The sequence below is a fragment of the Devosia sp. MDV22-iso42 genome, assembly GCF_058629155.1.
On sequence record NZ_JBZVWR010000012.1, the window covers coordinates 110,152 to 128,157 of the forward strand.

The 18,006-nt window shown below is 63.1% G+C and carries 13 protein-coding genes and 1 pseudogene; 4 read left to right on the plus strand and 10 right to left on the minus strand.

Going from position 1 to position 18,006, the window contains the following annotated elements; all coding sequences use genetic code 11:
• Positions 1–3 precede the first annotated feature (3 nt).
• Positions 4–777, minus strand: a complete 774-nt coding sequence (locus AC4NN3_RS15430) for a FadR/GntR family transcriptional regulator (RefSeq protein WP_491927975.1) — start codon at positions 775–777, stop codon at positions 4–6.
• A gap of 488 nt (positions 778–1,265) precedes the next feature.
• On the opposite strand from AC4NN3_RS15430, the gene chvE reads away from it, so the two are divergent.
• From chvE to mmsB, 3 genes are all read left to right on the plus strand, one after another.
• On the plus strand, positions 1,266–2,294 hold the full coding sequence (gene chvE / locus AC4NN3_RS15435; RefSeq protein WP_491928154.1) for a multiple monosaccharide ABC transporter substrate-binding protein: 1,029 nt from the start codon (positions 1,266–1,268) through the stop codon (positions 2,292–2,294).
• Positions 2,295–2,398: 104 nt separating this feature from the next.
• Positions 2,399–3,931 carry a multiple monosaccharide ABC transporter ATP-binding protein gene (mmsA, locus tag AC4NN3_RS15440; protein ID WP_491927976.1) on the plus strand — a complete coding sequence of 511 codons (1,533 nt, stop codon included), beginning with the start codon at positions 2,399–2,401 and terminating at the stop codon, positions 3,929–3,931.
• Entirely contained in the window at positions 3,928–5,211 is a 1,284-nt protein-coding gene (mmsB, locus tag AC4NN3_RS15445) for a multiple monosaccharide ABC transporter permease (RefSeq protein ID WP_491927977.1), read from the plus strand. The genes mmsA and mmsB overlap by 4 nt, the downstream gene beginning before the upstream one ends.
• 135 nt (positions 5,212–5,346) lie before the next feature.
• On the opposite strand, the gene AC4NN3_RS15450 is transcribed toward mmsB, so the two are convergent.
• From AC4NN3_RS15450 to AC4NN3_RS15490, 9 genes are all read right to left on the minus strand, one after another.
• The gene (locus AC4NN3_RS15450) at positions 5,347–6,426 is read right to left on the minus strand and encodes an alkene reductase (protein ID WP_491927978.1); all 1,080 of its coding nucleotides are present in this window, start codon (positions 6,424–6,426) and stop codon (positions 5,347–5,349) included.
• 275 nt (positions 6,427–6,701) lie between these two features.
• Positions 6,702–7,193, minus strand: coding sequence for a chemotaxis protein CheW (locus AC4NN3_RS15455; protein WP_491927979.1), 492 nt, complete (start codon positions 7,191–7,193; stop codon positions 6,702–6,704).
• On the minus strand, positions 7,193–9,277 hold the full coding sequence (locus AC4NN3_RS15460; RefSeq protein WP_491927980.1) for a methyl-accepting chemotaxis protein: 2,085 nt from the start codon (positions 9,275–9,277) through the stop codon (positions 7,193–7,195). The genes AC4NN3_RS15455 and AC4NN3_RS15460 overlap by 1 nt, the downstream gene beginning before the upstream one ends.
• 414 nt (positions 9,278–9,691) lie before the next feature.
• On the minus strand, positions 9,692–11,302 hold the full coding sequence (locus AC4NN3_RS15465; RefSeq protein WP_491927981.1) for an EAL domain-containing protein: 1,611 nt from the start codon (positions 11,300–11,302) through the stop codon (positions 9,692–9,694).
• Between the two features lie 141 nt (positions 11,303–11,443).
• Entirely contained in the window at positions 11,444–12,277 is an 834-nt protein-coding gene (gene sseA / locus AC4NN3_RS15470; protein WP_491927982.1) for a 3-mercaptopyruvate sulfurtransferase, read from the minus strand.
• A gap of 58 nt (positions 12,278–12,335) precedes the next feature.
• Positions 12,336–13,400 carry an ABC transporter ATP-binding protein gene (locus tag AC4NN3_RS15475; RefSeq protein WP_491927983.1) on the minus strand — a complete coding sequence of 355 codons (1,065 nt, stop codon included), beginning with the start codon at positions 13,398–13,400 and terminating at the stop codon, positions 12,336–12,338.
• Between the two features lie 2 nt (positions 13,401–13,402).
• A complete protein-coding gene (locus AC4NN3_RS15480; RefSeq protein WP_491927984.1) occupies positions 13,403–14,194 on the minus strand; it encodes an ABC transporter permease in 792 nt (263 codons plus the stop codon).
• Positions 14,191–15,075 carry an ABC transporter permease gene (locus AC4NN3_RS15485; RefSeq protein ID WP_491927985.1) on the minus strand — a complete coding sequence of 295 codons (885 nt, stop codon included), beginning with the start codon at positions 15,073–15,075 and terminating at the stop codon, positions 14,191–14,193. Before AC4NN3_RS15485 ends, AC4NN3_RS15480 begins: the two co-directional genes overlap by 4 nt.
• Positions 15,076–15,189: 114 nt before the next feature.
• Complete coding sequence (locus AC4NN3_RS15490; protein ID WP_491927986.1) at positions 15,190–16,299, minus strand: ABC transporter substrate-binding protein; 1,110 nt, start codon at positions 16,297–16,299, stop codon at positions 15,190–15,192.
• A 432-nt stretch (positions 16,300–16,731) separates the two neighbouring features.
• Between AC4NN3_RS15490 and AC4NN3_RS15495 the strand changes: the two are divergent.
• Positions 16,732–17,997 (plus strand): annotated as a pseudogene (locus AC4NN3_RS15495) (imelysin family protein).
• The last annotated feature ends 9 nt before the right edge of the window (positions 17,998–18,006 follow it).

Below are 18,006 nucleotides of genomic sequence, written 5' to 3' on the forward strand. Positions count from 1 at the left end.
CGTTTATGAAGATGCCCCCGGCCGCAGGGCGAGCTGGCTGAGCGCGACGCGGATATCGCGCTCGGTATCCTTGATGTGCAGCCGCATGGCGTCGGCGGCGGCGCGGCTGTTGCCGGCCTTGATGCAATCGAGGATGCGCTGATGGGCCTCGATGGTTTCGTGCAGGGTGTGGCCGCGCTTTTCGTGGCCGCGCCGGCTAATGAAGAAGCCCTCGCGCAAAGGCTGGGCCATGGCTTCGAAGAGAAAGCCGAGGATGCGGTTGCCGCTGGCCAGGGCGACAGCCTCGTGGAAGCCGACATCATGGGTGTGAAAGCCCAGCTCCTGGTCATGCGACATGGTCTGGCCGGGGATGCCGACAGTGTCGCGCATGCCCTGCAGTTCGCTTTCGATGGCGGCGATGCCGGCGCGCGAGGCGCGCTTGGCGGCAAGGGTCGCCGACTGCACCTCGAGCGAGAGACGGATCTCGACCAGGTCGAACAGGCCCTTGGGATCGTAGTGGATGATGGAGGTGAGAAAGTCGGCGAATGCGGCGCCATCGGGTTCGCGCACCACGGCCTTGCGGCCGCGGGCGATCTCGAGCAGGCCGCGGCCCTCAAGCATCTTGACGGCCTCGCGGATGGTGAGGCGGCTGACGGCATAGCGGGTGGCCAGCGCCGCCTCGCTGGGCAGGCTGGTGCCGGGGGCCAGTTCGCCGAGAATCAGCTGTGCCAGGTGATCGGCGACGGTGCCCGCGGCGGTGGACTGGTCCGGGCGTGTTTCGCCGTCGGTGATGCTCACGTCTCCTCCAACTTATCTGATACCTTTGCCTCCGGCCGCGTCGCTTGAGCGATCTTTGTGGCCAGATTTTCCCTCAGGTGACGGCAAGATAGCGGCAGTCCCGGCGAACCGCAATCGCCGTAGAACATACGTTATCGTTAATATTTGATGCTCGAAAAAAATGCGCAAAGGCGGCGAAGCTGCTTTACAAGGCTTGTCTGATTATCCTAGGTTCTGCGGCGTGGGCTGGGGAGGGCCCTGACGGCATGTGCCGTCGCGCAGGAGGACTCCATGCAGAACCAGCAGGCCGACCATCTTCGGGTGGCGTGGTCGTTGCAGTGTCCTAATCGGGTTCGGGCTCGTCGGCGATTGCTGTCCCCAAAGGACACAGCCACGGGTCCTAGTTCTTTCCCCTGACGACCATCCAAAGCTTCTGAACTCGGAATATATAAGGGAGTCGAGACGTGAAGATTTTCAAGACGCTTGCCACCGTACTGGCAGTCGGCGCCATGGCGCTGACCGCATCCACTGCGGCTTTTGCCCAGGACAAGGGCGCGATCGGCATTGCCATGCCAACGCAGTCCTCGCTGCGCTGGATCTCGGACGGCAATGAGCTCAAGGCGGCTCTCGAAGCCAAGGGCTATTCGGTCGACCTGCAGTTCGCAGAAGACGACATCCCGAACCAGCTGGCCCAGGTCGAAAACATGATCACCAAGGGCGTCAAGGCCCTGGTCATTGCTTCGATCGACGGCACCACGCTCAGCGCCGTGCTGCAGCAGGCCGCCGATGCCGGCATCAAGGTCGTCGCCTATGACCGCCTGATCCGCGACACCGCCAATGTTGACCTCTACACCACGTTCGACAACTTCCAGGTCGGCGTGCTGCAGGCCAATTCGATCCTCAAGGGCCTGGGCTATCCAGACAACAAGGGTCCGTTCAACGTCGAGCTGTTCGGCGGTTCGCCAGACGACAACAACGCCTTCTTCTTCTATGACGGCGCGATGAGCGTGTTCCAGCCGCTGATCGATGACGGCACCCTGGTGGTGAAGTCCGGCCAGATGGGCATGGATACCGTTGGTACCCTGCGTTGGGACGGTGCCGTTGCACAGGCCCGCATGGACAATATCCTGTCCGCCAACTACTCGGACGGTTCGCGCGTTGACGCTGTCCTGGCCCCCTATGACGGCCTGAGCCGCGGCATCATCTCGTCGCTGCGCGGCGTCGGTTACGGTTCGGCCGACCTGCCATGGCCCGTGATCTCGGGTCAGGATGCCGAAGCACCATCCGTCAAGGCGATCATTGCCGGCGAACAGTATTCGACCGTCTACAAGGATACCCGCGAACTGGCCAAGACCACTGCCGACCTCGTCGACACGCTGGTTTCGGGCGGTACGCCGGAAGGCCTCGACACCACCACCTATGACAATGGCGTCAAGGTTGTGCCGTCGATCCTGCTGACCCCGTATGAGGTCGATGCTTCCAACTACCAGGCCCTGGTTGTTGACTCCGGCTACATCAAGGCCGAAGACCTGCAGTAATAACTCGACACGACAATCTGGGCCCCGCGGCAACGCGGGGCCCTTTCCCGTATCGGAAATCGGCGCTATGCAGCGACGTTCCGGTGCATTGCAGAAAGCAGCCAATGACCAAGACCATTCTGGAGATGCGCGGCATCACCAAGACGTTCCCCGGCGTCAAGGCACTGTCGGACGTCAACCTGGACGTGCGCGAGGCCGAGATCCACGCCATCGTCGGCGAGAACGGGGCCGGGAAATCCACCCTGATGAAGGTGCTCAGCGGCGTCTATCCGGACGGCAGCTATGACGGCCAGATCATCTACAAGGGCGAAGAACAGCACTTCAAGACCATTGCCGACAGCGAGGCCAAGGGCATCGTCATCATCCATCAGGAGCTGGCGCTGGTGCCGCTGCTGTCGATTGCCGAGAACATTTTCCTGGGCAATGAGCAGGCCCGCGGCGGCGTCATCGACTGGGACGAGACGCGCGACGGCGCCCGCAAGCTGCTCGGCATGGTCGGTCTGAGCGAAGACCCCGACACGCTGGTGACCAATATCGGCCTGGGCAAGCAGCAGCTGGTGGAAATCGCCAAGGCGCTGTCCAAGGAAGTCCGGCTGCTGATCCTGGACGAGCCGACGGCCAGCCTGTCGGAAAAGGACAGCGCGGCGCTGCTCGACCTGCTGATGGAGTTCCGCAGCCAGGGCATTACCTCGATCCTGATCAGCCACAAGCTCAACGAGATTTCCAAGGTCGCCGACCGGATCACCGTGATCCGTGACGGGCGCACCATTGAGACGATGAACAAGGATCAGATCAGCGAAGACCGGATCATCACCTCGATGGTTGGCCGGTCGCTGGAAGACCGCTACCCGGCCCGCGTGCCGCAGATCGGCGAGACGGTGTTCGAGGTCAAGAACTGGAACGTGTTCCATCCCCAGCACCGCGACCGCCAGATCATCCGCAATATCGACCTCAAGGTCCGCAAGGGCGAAGTGGTGGGCATTGCCGGGCTGATGGGCTCGGGTCGCACCGAATTTGCCATGAGCGTGTTCGGCAAGTCCTATGGGCAGAAGATCACCGGCGAGGTCTTCCTGCATGGCAGCAAGGTGGATGTGTCTACCGTCGAAAAGGCAGTGGCCAGGGGCATTGCCTATGCCACCGAGGATCGCAAGAGCTATGGCCTCAACCTGATCGACCATATCAAGCACAATACGACCATTGCCAATCTCAAGGGCATTTCGCGCTTCGGCGTGATCGACGATATGGCCGAGATGGATGTGGCCAACGAATATCGCAAGAAGACCAATATCCGATCGTCGAGCGTCTACCAGATCACCGGCAATCTCAGCGGCGGCAACCAGCAGAAGGTGGTGCTCAGCAAGTGGCTGTTTGCCAATCCGGATGTGCTGATCCTGGACGAGCCGACGCGCGGCATCGATGTCGGCGCGAAATATGAAATCTATACCATCATCAATGCGCTGACGGCGCAGGGCAAGGCCGTACTGGTGATCTCCTCGGAGATGCCCGAACTGCTTGGCATCACCGACCGGCTCTATGTAATGAACGAAGGCCAGATCGTGGGCGAAATGCCGACGGCCGACGCCAGCCAGGAAAAAATCATGCGTGCGATTGTTCGTGCGGAAGGGAAGGCATCATGACCATCGAAACGGCACCAGCGGGCGCCACTCCGACCACCGAACAGGCGACCAGCCACCAGCTGACCGTCTGGGGAGCGCTCAAGTCCAACATGCGCGACTATGGCCTGTTGGCCGCGCTGATCCTGATCATGCTGTTCTTCCAGTATTTCACCAATGGCGTGCTGTTCAAGCCGGTGAACCTGACCAATATCATCCTGCAGAACAGCTATATCATCGTGATGGCGCTGGGCATGCTGCTGGTCATCGTGGCCGGCCACATCGACCTGTCGGTGGGGTCGGTCTCCGGCTTCATCGGTGCCTTGGCCGCCATGCTTATGGTGGGCTGGCGCTTCCCGCCCGAGCTGGCATTCCTCGCCAATCCCTTCGTGGCTGGCGCCATCTGCATCGTGGTGGGCGCAGCCATCGGCGCGGCGCAGGGTTATCTGATCGCCTACTACCAGATCCCTGCCTTCATCGTGACTCTGGCTGGCATGCTGATCTTCAAGGGCCTGTCGCTGGCCATCCTGGCCGGCAAGTCGGTGGGCCCGTTCCCCGCCGAATTCCAGCTGCTGTCGGCCGGCTTCATCCCCGACCTGATCGGACCCACCACGCTGGTCGCGGCCAGCGAAGGAGTGCAGCCGCTGGTGCTGCACACCACCACCATGGTGCTGGCCATTGTCGGCATCGTGGTGATGACGATCATGGCCATTGCCGGCCGCAAGCGGCGCCAGGCCCGCGGCTATGAGAGCGAGCCGTTTGCGCTGTTCATCGCCAAGAACGTGGTGATTGCCGCGCTGGTGCTGTTCTTCTGCACCATGCTGGCCTCCTATCGCGGCCTGCCCAATGTGCTGGTGGTGATGGCCGTGCTGATCGCGGTCTTCGTCTTCGTCACCAAGCGGATGACCTTTGGCCGCCGGATCTATGCGCTCGGCGGCAATCTCAAGGCAGCCTCGTTGTCGGGCATCAAGACCGAGCGGATGACGTTCTATGTGTTCGCCATCATGGGCGCGCTGGCGGCTCTCGCCGGCATGATCTATGCCGCACGGCTGAATTCGGCCACGCCAAAGGCCGGTCAGGGCCTCGAGCTCGACGTGATCGCGGCCGTGTTCATCGGCGGTGCCTCTGCACTGGGCGGCGTGGGTGCCGTGGCCGGCGCGGTGATCGGCGCCTTCATCATGGGCGTGATGAACAACGGCATGTCGATCATGGGCGTCAATATCGACTGGCAGCAGATGATCAAGGGCGTGGTGCTGCTGGCTGCCGTGTTCTTCGATCTCTACAACAAGAAGCGCGCCGGCTAATCAGAAGCCTGCCTATACCAGACATGAAGAGGCCGCCGGGATGATCCGGCGGCCTTTGTGGTTTTGGACGGTGCGACCCGGTTCACCCGGGGGATGGGTGGGCCATCACACCGGGCAAGAGTGGCGGGTGAGCGGTCAGGCCGCGGTGGGGTAGTCCGTATAGCCCTCGGCGCCGCCGCCATAGATCGTGGCCGGGTTCATCTCGGCCAGGGGGGCGCCGGTCTGCAGGCGCGCCACCAGATCGGGATTGGCGATGAAGGGGCGGCCGAAGGCGAAGAGGTCGGCCTTGCCCGCTGCCAGACGCTCATTGGCCAAAGCCAGATCATAGTTGTTATTGGCGATATAGGTGTGGCTGAAGGCCTGGCGCAGCGCGTCGAAATCGAAGGGGGCCACATCGCGCGGACCGCCGGTGGCGCCCTCGATAACGTGGATATAGGCCAGGCCCAGCTTTTCGAGTTCAGCCACGATATAGTTGAACTGGGTCTGCGGATCGCTGCAGCTGATGCCATTGGCCGGCGTGGTCGGTGACAGGCGGATGCCGGTGCGGCCGGCGCCAACCTCGGCGATGACGGCGGCGGTGACTTCGAGCATCAAGCGGGCGCGGTTCTCGACCGAGCCACCATAGGCGTCGGTTCGGACATTGGCGCCGTCCTTGGCGAACTGGTCGAGCAGGTAGCCGTTGGCGCCGTGCACTTCGACGCCATCGAAACCAGCCGCGATGGCATTGGCTGCGGCCGTGCGGAAATCGGCCACAATGCCGGGCAGCTCATCGAGCGCTAGGGCGCGAGGCGTGGAGGTATCAACGAAGCCATTGTGGACGAAGGTCTTGGCTTCGGCGCGTATGGCCGATGGCGCTACGGGAGCGCCGCCGCCGGGCTGTAGATCCACATGGGAGATGCGACCCACATGCCAGAGCTGGAGCACGATCTTGCCGCCCGCCTGATGCACCGCATCGGTCACTGTGCGCCAGCCGGCGATCTGCTCGGCGGTATAGATGCCGGGCGTATCCTGATAGCCCTGGCCCTGTTGGGAAATCTGGGTTGCCTCGGCGATCAGGAGACCGGCTGAGGCGCGCTGCGCGTAATATTGGGCGGCGAAGGGGCCTGGAACAAAACCGGCAGCGGCGCGATTGCGGGTCAGCGGCGCCATGACGATGCGGTTGGCCAGGCTGATGTCACCGACGGTATAGGGCGTAAACAGGGTGGGGTTGGACATGGTGGTCTTTCAAAAGGGGCAGTATCGGGCGCGGGACCGGCGAACAGGCGCGCGGAAATAGGGATGCCGGAGCTTGCGCCGTCGACAGGAGGGGTGGGCCAATGATGGAAGGGATGACGGGGGGCGCCGCAGGCGCGCGCCGGATCGGCCAAGCCATATATGATGGCGGCCGGCAGAACATCAAGGGCAGGGCCGGCGGGCCCTGCCGGCAAACAGCAAGGCCGCCGGGACGAGCCGGCGGCCTTTTGGTGCGGCGCCTGTGCTGGCGCGGCCGGCTAGTTGCCGGGATAGGCAGGGAACATTGCAGCCAGGTTGAGGATGGCGATCAGGCGGTCCTCGTTCTTGAACATGCCACTGACCATGGCATTGGCGCGGTCCCCGCCCGAGAGCGGCACGGGCCGGAGATCTTCGGGCTGGGCGAAGATGATGTCGGAGACGGTGTCGACCAGCAGGCCGACGTCCTGGCTCTTCAGCGACACCACCAGCACGACCTGGCCGGTATTGACCTCGCTGCCATAGCCGCCCAGCATGACGGCCAGATCATAGACCTGGACGACCGAGCCGCGGATATCGAGCACGCCCTTGGCGCCATGCGGCTGGTCCGGCAGTTCGGTTGTCGGCGACCAGGAGCGAATCTCGCGCACCGACATGATGTCGATGCCGAAAGCGCGGCCGCTGCAGGTGAAGGTGACGAACTGGTCGAGCGTGCGGACCTCGACGGGGGTCGCTGCCGTCATGCGGTCGTCGTGGAGGGAAAGCGAGGCCATCAGAACTCGCTCCATTCCTGCTTGACCGCGGCATTGCCATTGCTGAGATAGGATTTTGCGGCACTGGTGACCCGGGCCTGCAGGGCCCTTACGCCGCCCTGCCGTTCCGGCGCACGGGCCGGTTCGCGGCGCGCCGGTGTACGGGACGTGGCATCGAGCACGAAGACCTCGACAATGCGGTCAAGCTCATTGGCCTGGCCCTCGGTCTGCTCGATGGCGGCGTTGGTCTGTTCCACCAAGGCGGCATTGTGCTGGGTCATTTCGTCCATCTGGCGGATGGCGGTGGTGACTTCGGCAATGGAGCTGGACTGTTCCTGGCTGGCAGAGGAGATAGCCTCGATCAGGGTGGCGCTTTCACGGACACCGTCCAGCATGGAGGTGAGCTTGGCCGTTGCCTCGGCCACCAGCTTGGAGCCGCCTGTGACTTCGCTGGCCGACTGCTCGATCAGCACCTTCACCTCGGCCGAGGCTGACGCTGCCGACTGGGCGAGGCGCCGCACTTCGACGGCCACCACGGCAAAGCCCTTGCCGGCATCGCCGGCGCGAGCGGCTTCGACCGACGCGTTCAGCGCCAGAAGATTGGTCTGGAAGGCGATGTCGTCGATCAGGCCGATAATGTTGGAAATCTTGGAGGAGGAGGAGGAAATGCGTTCCATGGCCTGGTTGGACTGGCGCATGACCTCGCCGGTTTCGGCCGCGGTATGGGACACGGCCTGAGCCTTGGAACTGGCGGAGCCGGCGCGCTTGGCATTTTCCACCACGGTGGTGGCCAGCTGCTCCATGGCGGCCGATGTCTCCTCGATGGCGGCCGCCTGCTTGGTGGTGCGTTCGGCCAGATCATTGGTGCCGGCAAGGATTTCGCCGGTGGCCGATTTGAGGGCGCCCGAGGTGCCGCGCAGCTGGCCGACAATGTCGGTCAGCTTGTCGCCCACGGCGTTCATGTCGTCGCGCAGCTCGGCAAAGGCGCCCTGATAGGTGCCTTCCATGCGCCTGGTGAGATCGGCCTGAGCCAGAGCGGCAAGTACCTTGCCTGCCTCGGCCAGGCCGGTATTGACGGTCTGGACCATGCCATTGAAGTTGGCCGAGATGCGATCGATGTCCTTGTCATCGAAATGGGCGTCGATGCGCTTGGAGAAATCGCCCTGGGCCGTCGCGGCGATGACCGCATCAAAGGCGGTCTGAAAGTTACCCATCATCTGGGCGCGGTCGGCACTGATCCTGGCGCGGGCGGCGTCTTCAAGGCTCATCTCGGCGACCTTGATGCCGTTCTCGCGGAACACCTGGACGGCAGCGGCCATGTCGCCGAGTTCGTCACGGCGGCTCATATAGGGAATGTCGGACTGCAGATCGCCGGTGGCCAGGGTCGACATGCGGTCGGTGATCACGCGGATGGGCTTGGCGATTGCCTTGCTGCCGAAAACGGCCGACCCGATCAGCGTGGCAATGACGAGGGCACCCATGATCAGACCGATCAACTGGCCCTGAGCCATCTGCGCGTCGGCGGCGACACCGTCGGCAATTTCCCGCTCATCAGTTGATGCGATGAGTTCGGCGATGGCATCGCTGACGCCCAGGGTATTGGGTTTCTGTTCTTCGAGAAGCTTGGCCAACTGAGCAGCCAAGACGCCGCCATCAGCGCCGGGCTGAACGGCGAGGGCATGCTGCTTCTTGATCACCAGGGCTACCTGTCCAACCAAATCGACGTAATTCTGCGCAAATTTCTCGGCCGCGGCGACCCGATCCAGATTTGCCTGAACCACCATATTGGCAGCAGAGTCGGTGAACGCGGCTTGCATGGCTTCATGCTTGGCCTGCAGATCCTGGACGGCCACGTCAACCGCCTCGTCGGTCGTGGCCAGGCGCACATCACGGGAAGCAATGCGCATGCCGGCATAGGCGACAGTGGCGTGATCAAGGTCCTTGCCCACCGCAATCTGCCGGGATTCCTTGTCGGCATATGAAAGGGTGGCGGCGTTGCTGTAGAGCGTCACGCCCAGCATGATGGCCACCAAGGCGATGCCTAGGCTGGCGACGAGGGTCAGCTTGAGGCCGATGGTCAGTTTGGACTTTGCGGGGTTGGACACGATGGGGCCATTTTCTATGGGTTGGACGCGGGCCCATGACAGCAGGATTGCCATGAAGGGAGGCGCAGGCGCAGGTCAGCAGCGACAAGCCAAAGCCGTCGCCCGCTGAATCTTCAGGTCGTTTTCGGTGGAGGTGGTGCTGCAAGGAATACTGCCCTGGGGGAGCAGTCTGGTGCGGGCCCCCGATTACTTCTGGGGGCATATTTAAGACCGCTGCGGGTCCTTTGCAGCCTCAGCCTTGCCAGCAAGACGCTAACAACATCGTAATTAATCGATGCAAAGCGCCTGATATGGCCTTAAACTGCAAAAATCAGACATAGCGGTACGTTAGCGTACATTTTCTGGGCGGCGGAGCCACGCTCTTGAGTCGTAATCCGCGCCATGCGTGTACGTGCAGCGTGAGGGGCAGGCCGCTCAGTTGTTGGCGACGAGCTGGGGCCGCATGGGAGTGGGCAGCGACTGGTCGGCGAGGAACTGCGCAAAGCGGGTGATGTCGAGGGGGCGCGAGATCAGGTAGCCCTGGATGAAATCGACCTGCCCGGTGGTCCGCAGCAGGAGCAGGCGTTCAGGGGTTTCGACGCCTTCGACGGTGATGCGGTGGCCGGCGGCGTGGATCATGTCGATGGCGTTGAGCATCACGCGCGCCATCAGGCTGCCATCGGCCGACATGGCAAAGGAGCGGTCGAGCTTGACGCCGTCGACTGGCAGGCGCGCCAGGTTCTCGATGTTGGAATAGCCGGTGCCGAAGTCGTCGAGGTGGGTTCTGATGCCGAAACGGCGCAGAGCGTCGATCTCGCGCTGCGCGTGCTCGGTCTGCAGCAGGTCGGTCTCGATGAGCTCGATCACCGCATCAAAGCGCTGGTTGAGCGCCTCGAAATCCAGCAGCGTGGCGCGCAGCCAGACGGCATCGAGGTCGCGCGGGAAGATGTTGAAATTGACCTGCAGGCGGTGCTGAAAGGGGATCTGGGTAGACAGCTCCTGAAAGGCGCGGGCTACGACATATTCGGTCAGTTCCCGGCCGAGGCCGAGCTTTTCCACCACGGGCAGAAACTGGTCTGGATAGATGGTGGCGCCATCGACATCACGCCAGCGCACGAGGACTTCGCAGCCGCTGATCCTGCCGGTCGCCAGCGAGAGGATCGGCTGGTAGGTGCACAGGATATTCTGCGGCGTGAAGTGGCGATGAAAGCGCGCCTCAAAGCTCCAGAAGTGGCGCAGCAAAGCGTGGATCTGGCCGCTGATGCCCAGGGCGAGAAAGGCAGCGAGCAGGATAGCCGTCACCAGGACGGGCATGAAGGCCGTGACCAGCCCGGCCAGCGCAACCCTGGTGGCAATGCAGGTCCGGCCTCCGGGTACGCAGCTCATTGCAGTATAAGCGCCGTTGTGCAGGGGCAGGATGCCAGCCCAGGAATGCGCCGCGCTGACCGCGGCAAAAATGCCGGTCTCGCCGGCGCGGTGCCAGAATCCGCCGCCAGGCGCCACATTCACCAGCTCAAAGTCGAGCAGGTTGGTGCCCGCTGCTGGCTCGGGTAGAGGGGGCACAACAATGCCGAAACCACTGACTTCCACGATGGTGCCGACAAGGCCGGGGCGTCCGAGAAAGTCGAGCGGCTCGTCGAACCAGATCGAGGCGCCGCTGGGATCGGCAACATCAGGTTTGCCGAGATCATAGGGTGCGAAGTCTGCGTTGACGGAGCAACTGACGACCCCGCCCGGGGCGGAGAGGAATTCGTTGAGGCCATCCGGCAGATAGGCGATTTCCTGCAGCTGCTGATGAAAGGCCGGCGAACAGGGTTCAGCGGTGACGGACTGTCGCATCGCACCCAATGTCGAGGAAACGTTCTGCTGCAGTCGCACCTGCGGTTCGAGCATTTGGCTGGCTTCTGTGAGCATCCGCTGGTTGACCAGCTGGCCAAACAGGGTCGTGCTCGCCAGCAGGACGATGGCAAAAGTGACGAGCCAGAGGCCCAGGCCGAGATAGCGTTGATGTGCGCGGTCAATAAACAGCGAAACGAACTTGTGCATCTAAGTTCTCGGCATGCGCAATAGCTCTCATGCGCATTTGTGCCGCTTAAATTCTAAAGGAAGATTTAAATAGCTTGGTCGAATACTTGAACGTGCGGGGTGACGGCGGCGATTGATCGTTGTCGGATGGTCGGCAATGACTCAGGTCTCGATCTCGGCGTCGGTGCGGCTGCCCCATTCGGTCCAGGACCCGTCATAGACGGCGACGGCCTGGCCGCCGGCCAGTTCGGCCGCCAGGGCCAGTGTGGCCGCGGTAATGCCCGAGCCGCAGGTGGTGATCAGCGGTTTTGCCAGATCGATGCCGCGTTCGGCAAACAGGGTGGCTAGTTGCGCGGGTGATTTCATCTGGCCGGTTTCGGTGAGCATGCTCACAGGCAGATTGGTGGAGCCGGGTATATGGCCGGCGCGCAAGCCCTTGCGCGGCTCGGGCACTTCGGCGTGAAAGCGCTGGGCCGGGCGCGCATCGGCGATCTGGACCGCGCCATCCTGGCTGCGGGCGCGCACCGTGTCGAAATCGACGACGCGGGCGGGGTCAAAGCGGGCGTGGAAGGTCTGGCGCGGGCGGGCGACCAAGCCCACTTCGGTGGGGCGACGCTCGGCGCGCCATTTGGGACCGCCACCGGCGAGAATGCGCACATCGCGGGCCCCCATGGCCAGAAAGGTCCACCAGACGCGGGGGGCCGAAAACAGGCCGATTTCATCATAGATGACAATAGTCATAGTATCGGCAATGCCCAGGGCGCCCACCATATGGGCGAAGGCCGCTGGGGCGGGCAGCATGTGGGGCAGGGGGCTGTCGGTATCGGCGACGCCATCTATATCGAAGAAGACCGCACCCGGAATGTGGCCGGCCAGGTAGTCGGCCGGGGCGTTCCGCGGGGCATTGGGCATGTGCCAGCTGCCGTCCAGCACCACGAGATCGGGGTCGCTCAAATGGGCAGCCAGCCAGTCGGTGCTTACGAACGGGTCATTCACGGCAGATACCTCGGATTGCCACAGGAGGATGGCCCTGTGGCGTGTAGAGGTCAAATGCCTAGTTGGCGAGAACCAAAAGGTCCTTGCTGGCCAGGCTGATGGTAATGGGCTCGCCGCGCTGGGGCGGGCTGGAACGCTGATCGTTGAAGGTATCGAGGCTGAGCGTGTTGCCCCCCAGCCGCACGCGGAGGCGGATCACCGAGCCGAGGAAGGTGACGTCGGCTATGGTGCCGTTCAACGTGATGTCATTGCCCTGGCGCGGGCCGACGCAGACGACTTCGGGGCGCAGCGTCAATGTGGTGGCGGCATTGGCGGTGGCGCTGGCCGGAAGATGAGGGACCGTTATGGTCTGGCCATCGATCGAGACGGTATGGGCCGCGGGATCGACAACGGTGGCCTCAATGTTGTTGAGCTGGCCGACAAAGGTAGCGACGAAACGGGTGGCGGGCTGGTTGTAGATTTCGTGGGGAGCACCGAGCTGCTCGATATTGCCCGCATGCATGACCACAATGCGATCGGAAATCGACAGCGCCTCTTCCTGATCGTGGGTGACAAACACCGTGGTGATGCCGAGTTCGAGCTGGATGGCGCGGATTTCCTCGCGCAGCGAGACGCGGATCTTGGCATCGAGCGCCGACAGCGGCTCATCGAGCAGCAACATACGCGGGCGCGGGGCAATGGCGCGGGCGAGGGCGACGCGCTGCTGCTGGCCGCCACTCATCTCATAGGGATAGCGCTTCTCGTAGCCGGGCAGGCCGATGAGCTTGAGCATTTCCTCGACGCGAGCGCGCCGCTCCTCGGCCGGCATGCCGGCGATCTTGAGGCCGAAGCCGATATTGTCGCCGACATTGAGATTGGGGAAAAGGGCATAGGCCTGGAAGACCATGCCGAGCTGGCGCTGGTTGGGCTTGAGCGTGGTGATGTCGTGGCCATCGACGCGGATGGACCCGGCCGTTGGCGACTCGAAGCCGGCGATCATGCGCAGGATGGTGGTCTTGCCGCAGCCGGAGGGACCGAGCAGGGAGATGAACTCGCCCTTGTCGAAGGCAAAGCTGACGTCCTTGACCACCGTGGTCGTGCCGAAAGTCTTGGTAAGGTTCTGGACTTCGAGGAAGGCGGCCATGGTCAGTCGGTCCTGGCGGAAGTGCGGGGAGCGAAACGGCCGAGCACATTGATCATGCCCATGGCGCCCCAGGTGATGATGAAGGAGATGACGGCCAGAGCCGCCGGCTCATAGGCGCGGTTGGCGCCGATATTCTGCAGATAGGGTCCGAAGGCGGGGCGGTTGAGCAGGCTGGCAATGGTGAACTCGCCGATGACGATGGCGAAGGTCAGGAAGGCGCCGGACAGTACCGCCACCAGGATATTGGGCAGGATGATGCGGGAGATGATCTGGAAGGTGTTGGCACCGGCGATCTGGGCCGCCTCGGTCAGCGTCTGCACGTCGATGGTGCGCATGCCGGTATCGACCGCGCGATAGGTATAGGGCATGGCCAGGGTGACATAGCCGCAGATCAGCAGGATATCGGTGCCCAGGGCGCTGCCGGTGAAGGGAATGAGCGAGCTCGAATTGTAGAGCCTTATATAGCCATAGACCAGCACGATGGCCGGGATGATCAGCGGCAGCAGCGTCACGAATTCCATGAAGGGGCGCAACCAGGGGAGGCGCAGGCGCACGAAATAGACGGCCGGCACGATGACCACGATGCCCACGACGATGGCAAAGATGCCGATGACGAGCGAATAGCCGAAGGTGGCCTGAAAGCGCGGGTCGGAGAAGACCGACAGATAGGAGTCGAAGCTGTAATAGCCGCGCCGCATCTTGAGCGAGAACTCGACGGTGGCGATCAGCGGGATGATGAAATAGGCGGCGCCGGTCAGGAAGACGACCCAGGGCCAGAAGCGGGACTGTTTCATTTCATCCACCTTTCGGCCCGGGCGGCAATGAACAGGTAGATGATATTGGCCGTGGCGGTGATGACGATCATGCCCAATGCCAGGGCAGCGCCGAGGCCGGGATTCTGCAGCGCGTCGCCGCGGATCTGGGCGTAAAGCAGCACGGGCACGATGTTGAGCGAGGAGCCGGTCAGGGCATAGGCGGTGGCAATGGCGCCAAAGGCATTGGCGAACAGCAGGGACAGGGTGCCCAGAAAGCTGGGCCAGAGAATGGGCAGGCCGACATAGCGCCAGAACTGCCAGGGCGCGGCGCCCAGGATAGCGGCAGCCTCGCTCCACTCCTTCTTGAGGCCATCAATGGCCGGCGCGATGATCAGGATCATCAGCGGGATCTGGAAATAGAGATAGGTGATGGTCAGGCCCCAGAAGCTCAGCAGGTTGAAGCCGGAGCGGTAGAGGTCGACGCCGACGAGCTTGAGGATGATGGTGACCAGGCCCAGCCGACCCAGGGTGGAGATGAAGGCAAAGGCCAGCGGCACGCCGGCAAAGTTGGAGGCGACGCCGGAAAAGGTCATCACCGCCGAGCGAAGGCCTTCGGGCAGCTTGCCGCGAATGATGGCCAGGGTCATGGCCAGGCCGATCAGCGCCCCTAGAATGGCCGATGCCGCCGAGATGCGGATCGAGATGGAGTAGGCGGCCATGATCTGCGGTGTGAAGAGGGCGTAGATATTGTCGAGGGTGAACTGTCCCTGCGGGCTGATGAAGGCGGCGCCCAGCAGGTAGACGGTGGGCAGGACGAGGAACATCACCGCGAAGATGACGAAGGGCGCGACGCCCAGCCATTCAAAGGACAGGCGGCGGCGGGGTTTCGGTACCGGTGCCGGTGCGGGAAAGTCGGTCATCAAGCTGCCCCAGTAGACCTCATGGTGCGCCCGTGGAGCCACGCGAAGATGGCACGGCGGGCTTTGATCCGGCCACAACCGGATGGTCGTGGCCGGCGTCGTCACGGAACAGGCTTACTCGGCGACGTTGGCGCCGACGACGGCATCCCACTGGCCGGTGATCAGTGCCTTGGCAGCGTTCTGCTGCTCGATGCTGGGGAAGATCGCCTTGGCATAGGCTTCGGCGGGTGGCAGGGCGTCGAGCAAATCCTGCGGGATCAGGCCAGCCTCGGACATGGCGTTGAAGCGGATCGGGTGGCAATAGCCCTTGAGCCAGCCGAGCTGACCTTCGTCCGAATAGAGGTATTCCATCCAGAGCTTGGCAGCATTGGGGTGCGGCGCATGGGCGGAAATGGCCTGCACATAGACGCCGGCGACAACGCCGGTGGCCGGTACGACGATCTCGGCCTGCGGATTGCCTTCAAAGCTGTCGCGGAAGGCGAGCAGGTTGTAGTCCCACGCGATCAGCACGGGCGTGGTGCCCTGGGCGACCGAGGCGGCCTTGCCGATGACGGGGACAAAATTCCCGGCGGCATTGAGTTCGGCGAAGAAGTCGAGACCTGCCTGGGCGGCACCCTCGTCGCTGCCGGTCTTGCCAACGCCAGCAGCGTAGACGCCCTGGATGGCCTGATTGGAGGCGCGCGGATCACCGGCCAGGGCGACGGCATTGGCATATTCCGGCTTGGTCAGATCGGCCCAGTCGGTCGGGACGGCCGAGACCAGATCGGTGTTCACGAGCATGCCCATGACGCCGTAATAGTCGCCATACCAGAAGCCTTCTTCATCCTTGGCATCGTCAGGGATTTCATCCCAGGTGGAGACCTTATAGGCCTGGATCAGGCCCTCTTCCTTGGCCTGGGGGCCAAAAGACAGACCGACGTCGATCACGTCGGGGGCCTGCGGGCCGGTATTGCCGATATTGGCGCGGATGGCCTCCAGCTCGTCGGCCGAGCCAGCGTCAGGGTTCAGTTCGTTGACGGTGATGTCGGGGTACTTGGCCTTGAAGCCGGCGATCACGTCGCCATAGCCGCACCAGCTGTGCGGCAGGGCGATGGTGGTGAGCTGACCTTCAGCCTTGGCCGCGGCATAGAGCGCGTCAAGGTCGGCCTGGGCGAAGGCGGGTGCAGAAACGGCGAGCACGGCAAGCATCGAAACGGATGCGCCGAGGGACGTCTTGATGGACATGTTCAGTCTCCCTGAAAGTCGTTCGTCAACGCCCGTTGGCGAGCGTCGCGGCGAACTGCGGAGGGAGTAGAGAGCGGGTGTGACAGTGCGATGACGGAAGGCGCGGTGGCGACCGTAGACTGTTGGGCGGGCTCGCCTGAGCGCAATTCAGCCTTTGATGTCTGCCCCCTGCTCGCGCCCCCGTCCCGTCAGTTGCAATTGTGACAGTGGCCTATTGTGACAGTTTCGTCCAGATGGTCAAAATTCAGCAGGGGCGGGTGCGGCCGGACCGGTTCGGAGGCAAGTGGCGGGCCCGGTTGAAGAATTTTGCCGCGTGCCAAATTGGCAAGGCTTCTTTTAGTTTAGAATTCTTCCAAGTTATTGAAGTATCAATTGATTTTCCAAGGTGACATTGATAGTCCGGTTTTCAGCCCGTTCCTTGGAGGATCAGTGATGATCTCGCTTTGCACCCGCAACCTGCGCCGTCTTGCCCTCGCCCTGACCCTGTCGGTGATGCCCGTTGCCGCCTTTGCTGCGGCGCCGGCAGAAGCTGATGTGCTCAGCCATTACGCCGACATTGCACTGGCCAGCTATGAAGATGCGCTGAGCACGGCCAAGGCGCTCGATGTGGCCATCGATGGCCTGATCGCGGCGCCGAGCGAAGCTAGCCTGGAGGCAGCCCGGGCGGCCTAGAAGGCGGCGCGCGTGCCTTACCAGCAGAGCGAGGCGTTCCGCTTCGGCAATCCGATCGTCGACGAATGGGAAGGACGGGTAAATGCCTGGCCGCTCGACGAGGGACTGATCGACTATGTTGATGCCAGCTATGGCAGCGAGAGCGACAGCAATGCGCTCTATGTCGCCAATGTCATCGCCAATCCCAAGCTGGCCATTGATGGCGTCGAACTGGACGCGACCGAGATCACGCCAGCACTGCTGCAGACGCAGCTGCAGGAGGCGGCGGGCGTCGAGTCCAATGTGGCGACCGGCTACCACGCCATCGAGTTCCTGCTGTGGGGCCAGGACCTGAACGGCACCGGCCCGGGCGCGGGCGCACGCCCCTTTACGGATTATTCGACGGCGGAGCATGCCGACCGTCGTGCGGCCTATCTCAAGGCTGCGTCGAGCCTGCTGGTGGCCGATCTTGAGGAGATGGTGGGCAACTGGACGGCGGACGGCGCGGCCCGGGCGGCCCTGCCCGGGCAGGGCATTTCGACGATCCTGACCGGCATGGGCTCGCTGAGCTTTGGCGAGGTGGCCGGCGAGCGCATGAAGCTGGGCCTGCTGCTGCACGATCCCGAGGAAGAGCATGACTGCTTTTCGGACAATACCCATGCGTCCCATCTCAATGACGCGGTGGGCATCCAGAACGTCTATCTGGGGCAATATACCCGCGTGGACGGCACGGTGATCGAGGGGCCGTCACTGGCCCAGGTCGTCGCCGACAGGGATGCGGCGCTGGACGGAGAAATCCAGGCGCTACTGTCCGACACCATCGCCAAGATGCAGGTCATGGCCGACCGCGCCGAGGCCGGCGAGGCCTATGACCAGCAGATCGGCGAAGGCAATGAGGAGGGCAATGCGGTGGTGCAGGCGGCGATCGACGGGCTGATCGCCCAGACCCGCGGCATCGAGCGCGCCGTGGCGCTGCTCGAACTGGGCGATGCCGTGACGATCGAGGACAGCGACAGTCTGAGCAATCCGGATGCGGTGTTCGAATAGAAAGGGTAC

Coding starts and splice junctions, on each gene's coding strand:
- AC4NN3_RS15480 (WP_491927984.1), bottom strand. CDS start 14,194: ATGAAACAGTCCCGCTTCTGGCCCTGGGTCGTCTTCCTGACCGGCGCC.
- AC4NN3_RS15475 (WP_491927983.1), bottom strand. CDS start 13,400: ATGGCCGCCTTCCTCGAAGTCCAGAACCTTACCAAGACTTTCGGCACG.
- AC4NN3_RS15455 (WP_491927979.1), bottom strand. CDS start 7,193: ATGGCCTCGCTTTCCCTCCACGACGACCGCATGACGGCAGCGACCCCC.
- mmsB (WP_491927977.1), top strand. CDS start 3,928: ATGACCATCGAAACGGCACCAGCGGGCGCCACTCCGACCACCGAACAG.
- AC4NN3_RS15485 (WP_491927985.1), bottom strand. CDS start 15,075: ATGACCGACTTTCCCGCACCGGCACCGGTACCGAAACCCCGCCGCCGC.
- AC4NN3_RS15450 (WP_491927978.1), bottom strand. CDS start 6,426: ATGTCCAACCCCACCCTGTTTACGCCCTATACCGTCGGTGACATCAGC.
- AC4NN3_RS15465 (WP_491927981.1), bottom strand. CDS start 11,302: ATGCACAAGTTCGTTTCGCTGTTTATTGACCGCGCACATCAACGCTAT.
- AC4NN3_RS15490 (WP_491927986.1), bottom strand. CDS start 16,299: ATGTCCATCAAGACGTCCCTCGGCGCATCCGTTTCGATGCTTGCCGTG.
- chvE (WP_491928154.1), top strand. CDS start 1,266: ATGGCGCTGACCGCATCCACTGCGGCTTTTGCCCAGGACAAGGGCGCG.
- mmsA (WP_491927976.1), top strand. CDS start 2,399: ATGACCAAGACCATTCTGGAGATGCGCGGCATCACCAAGACGTTCCCC.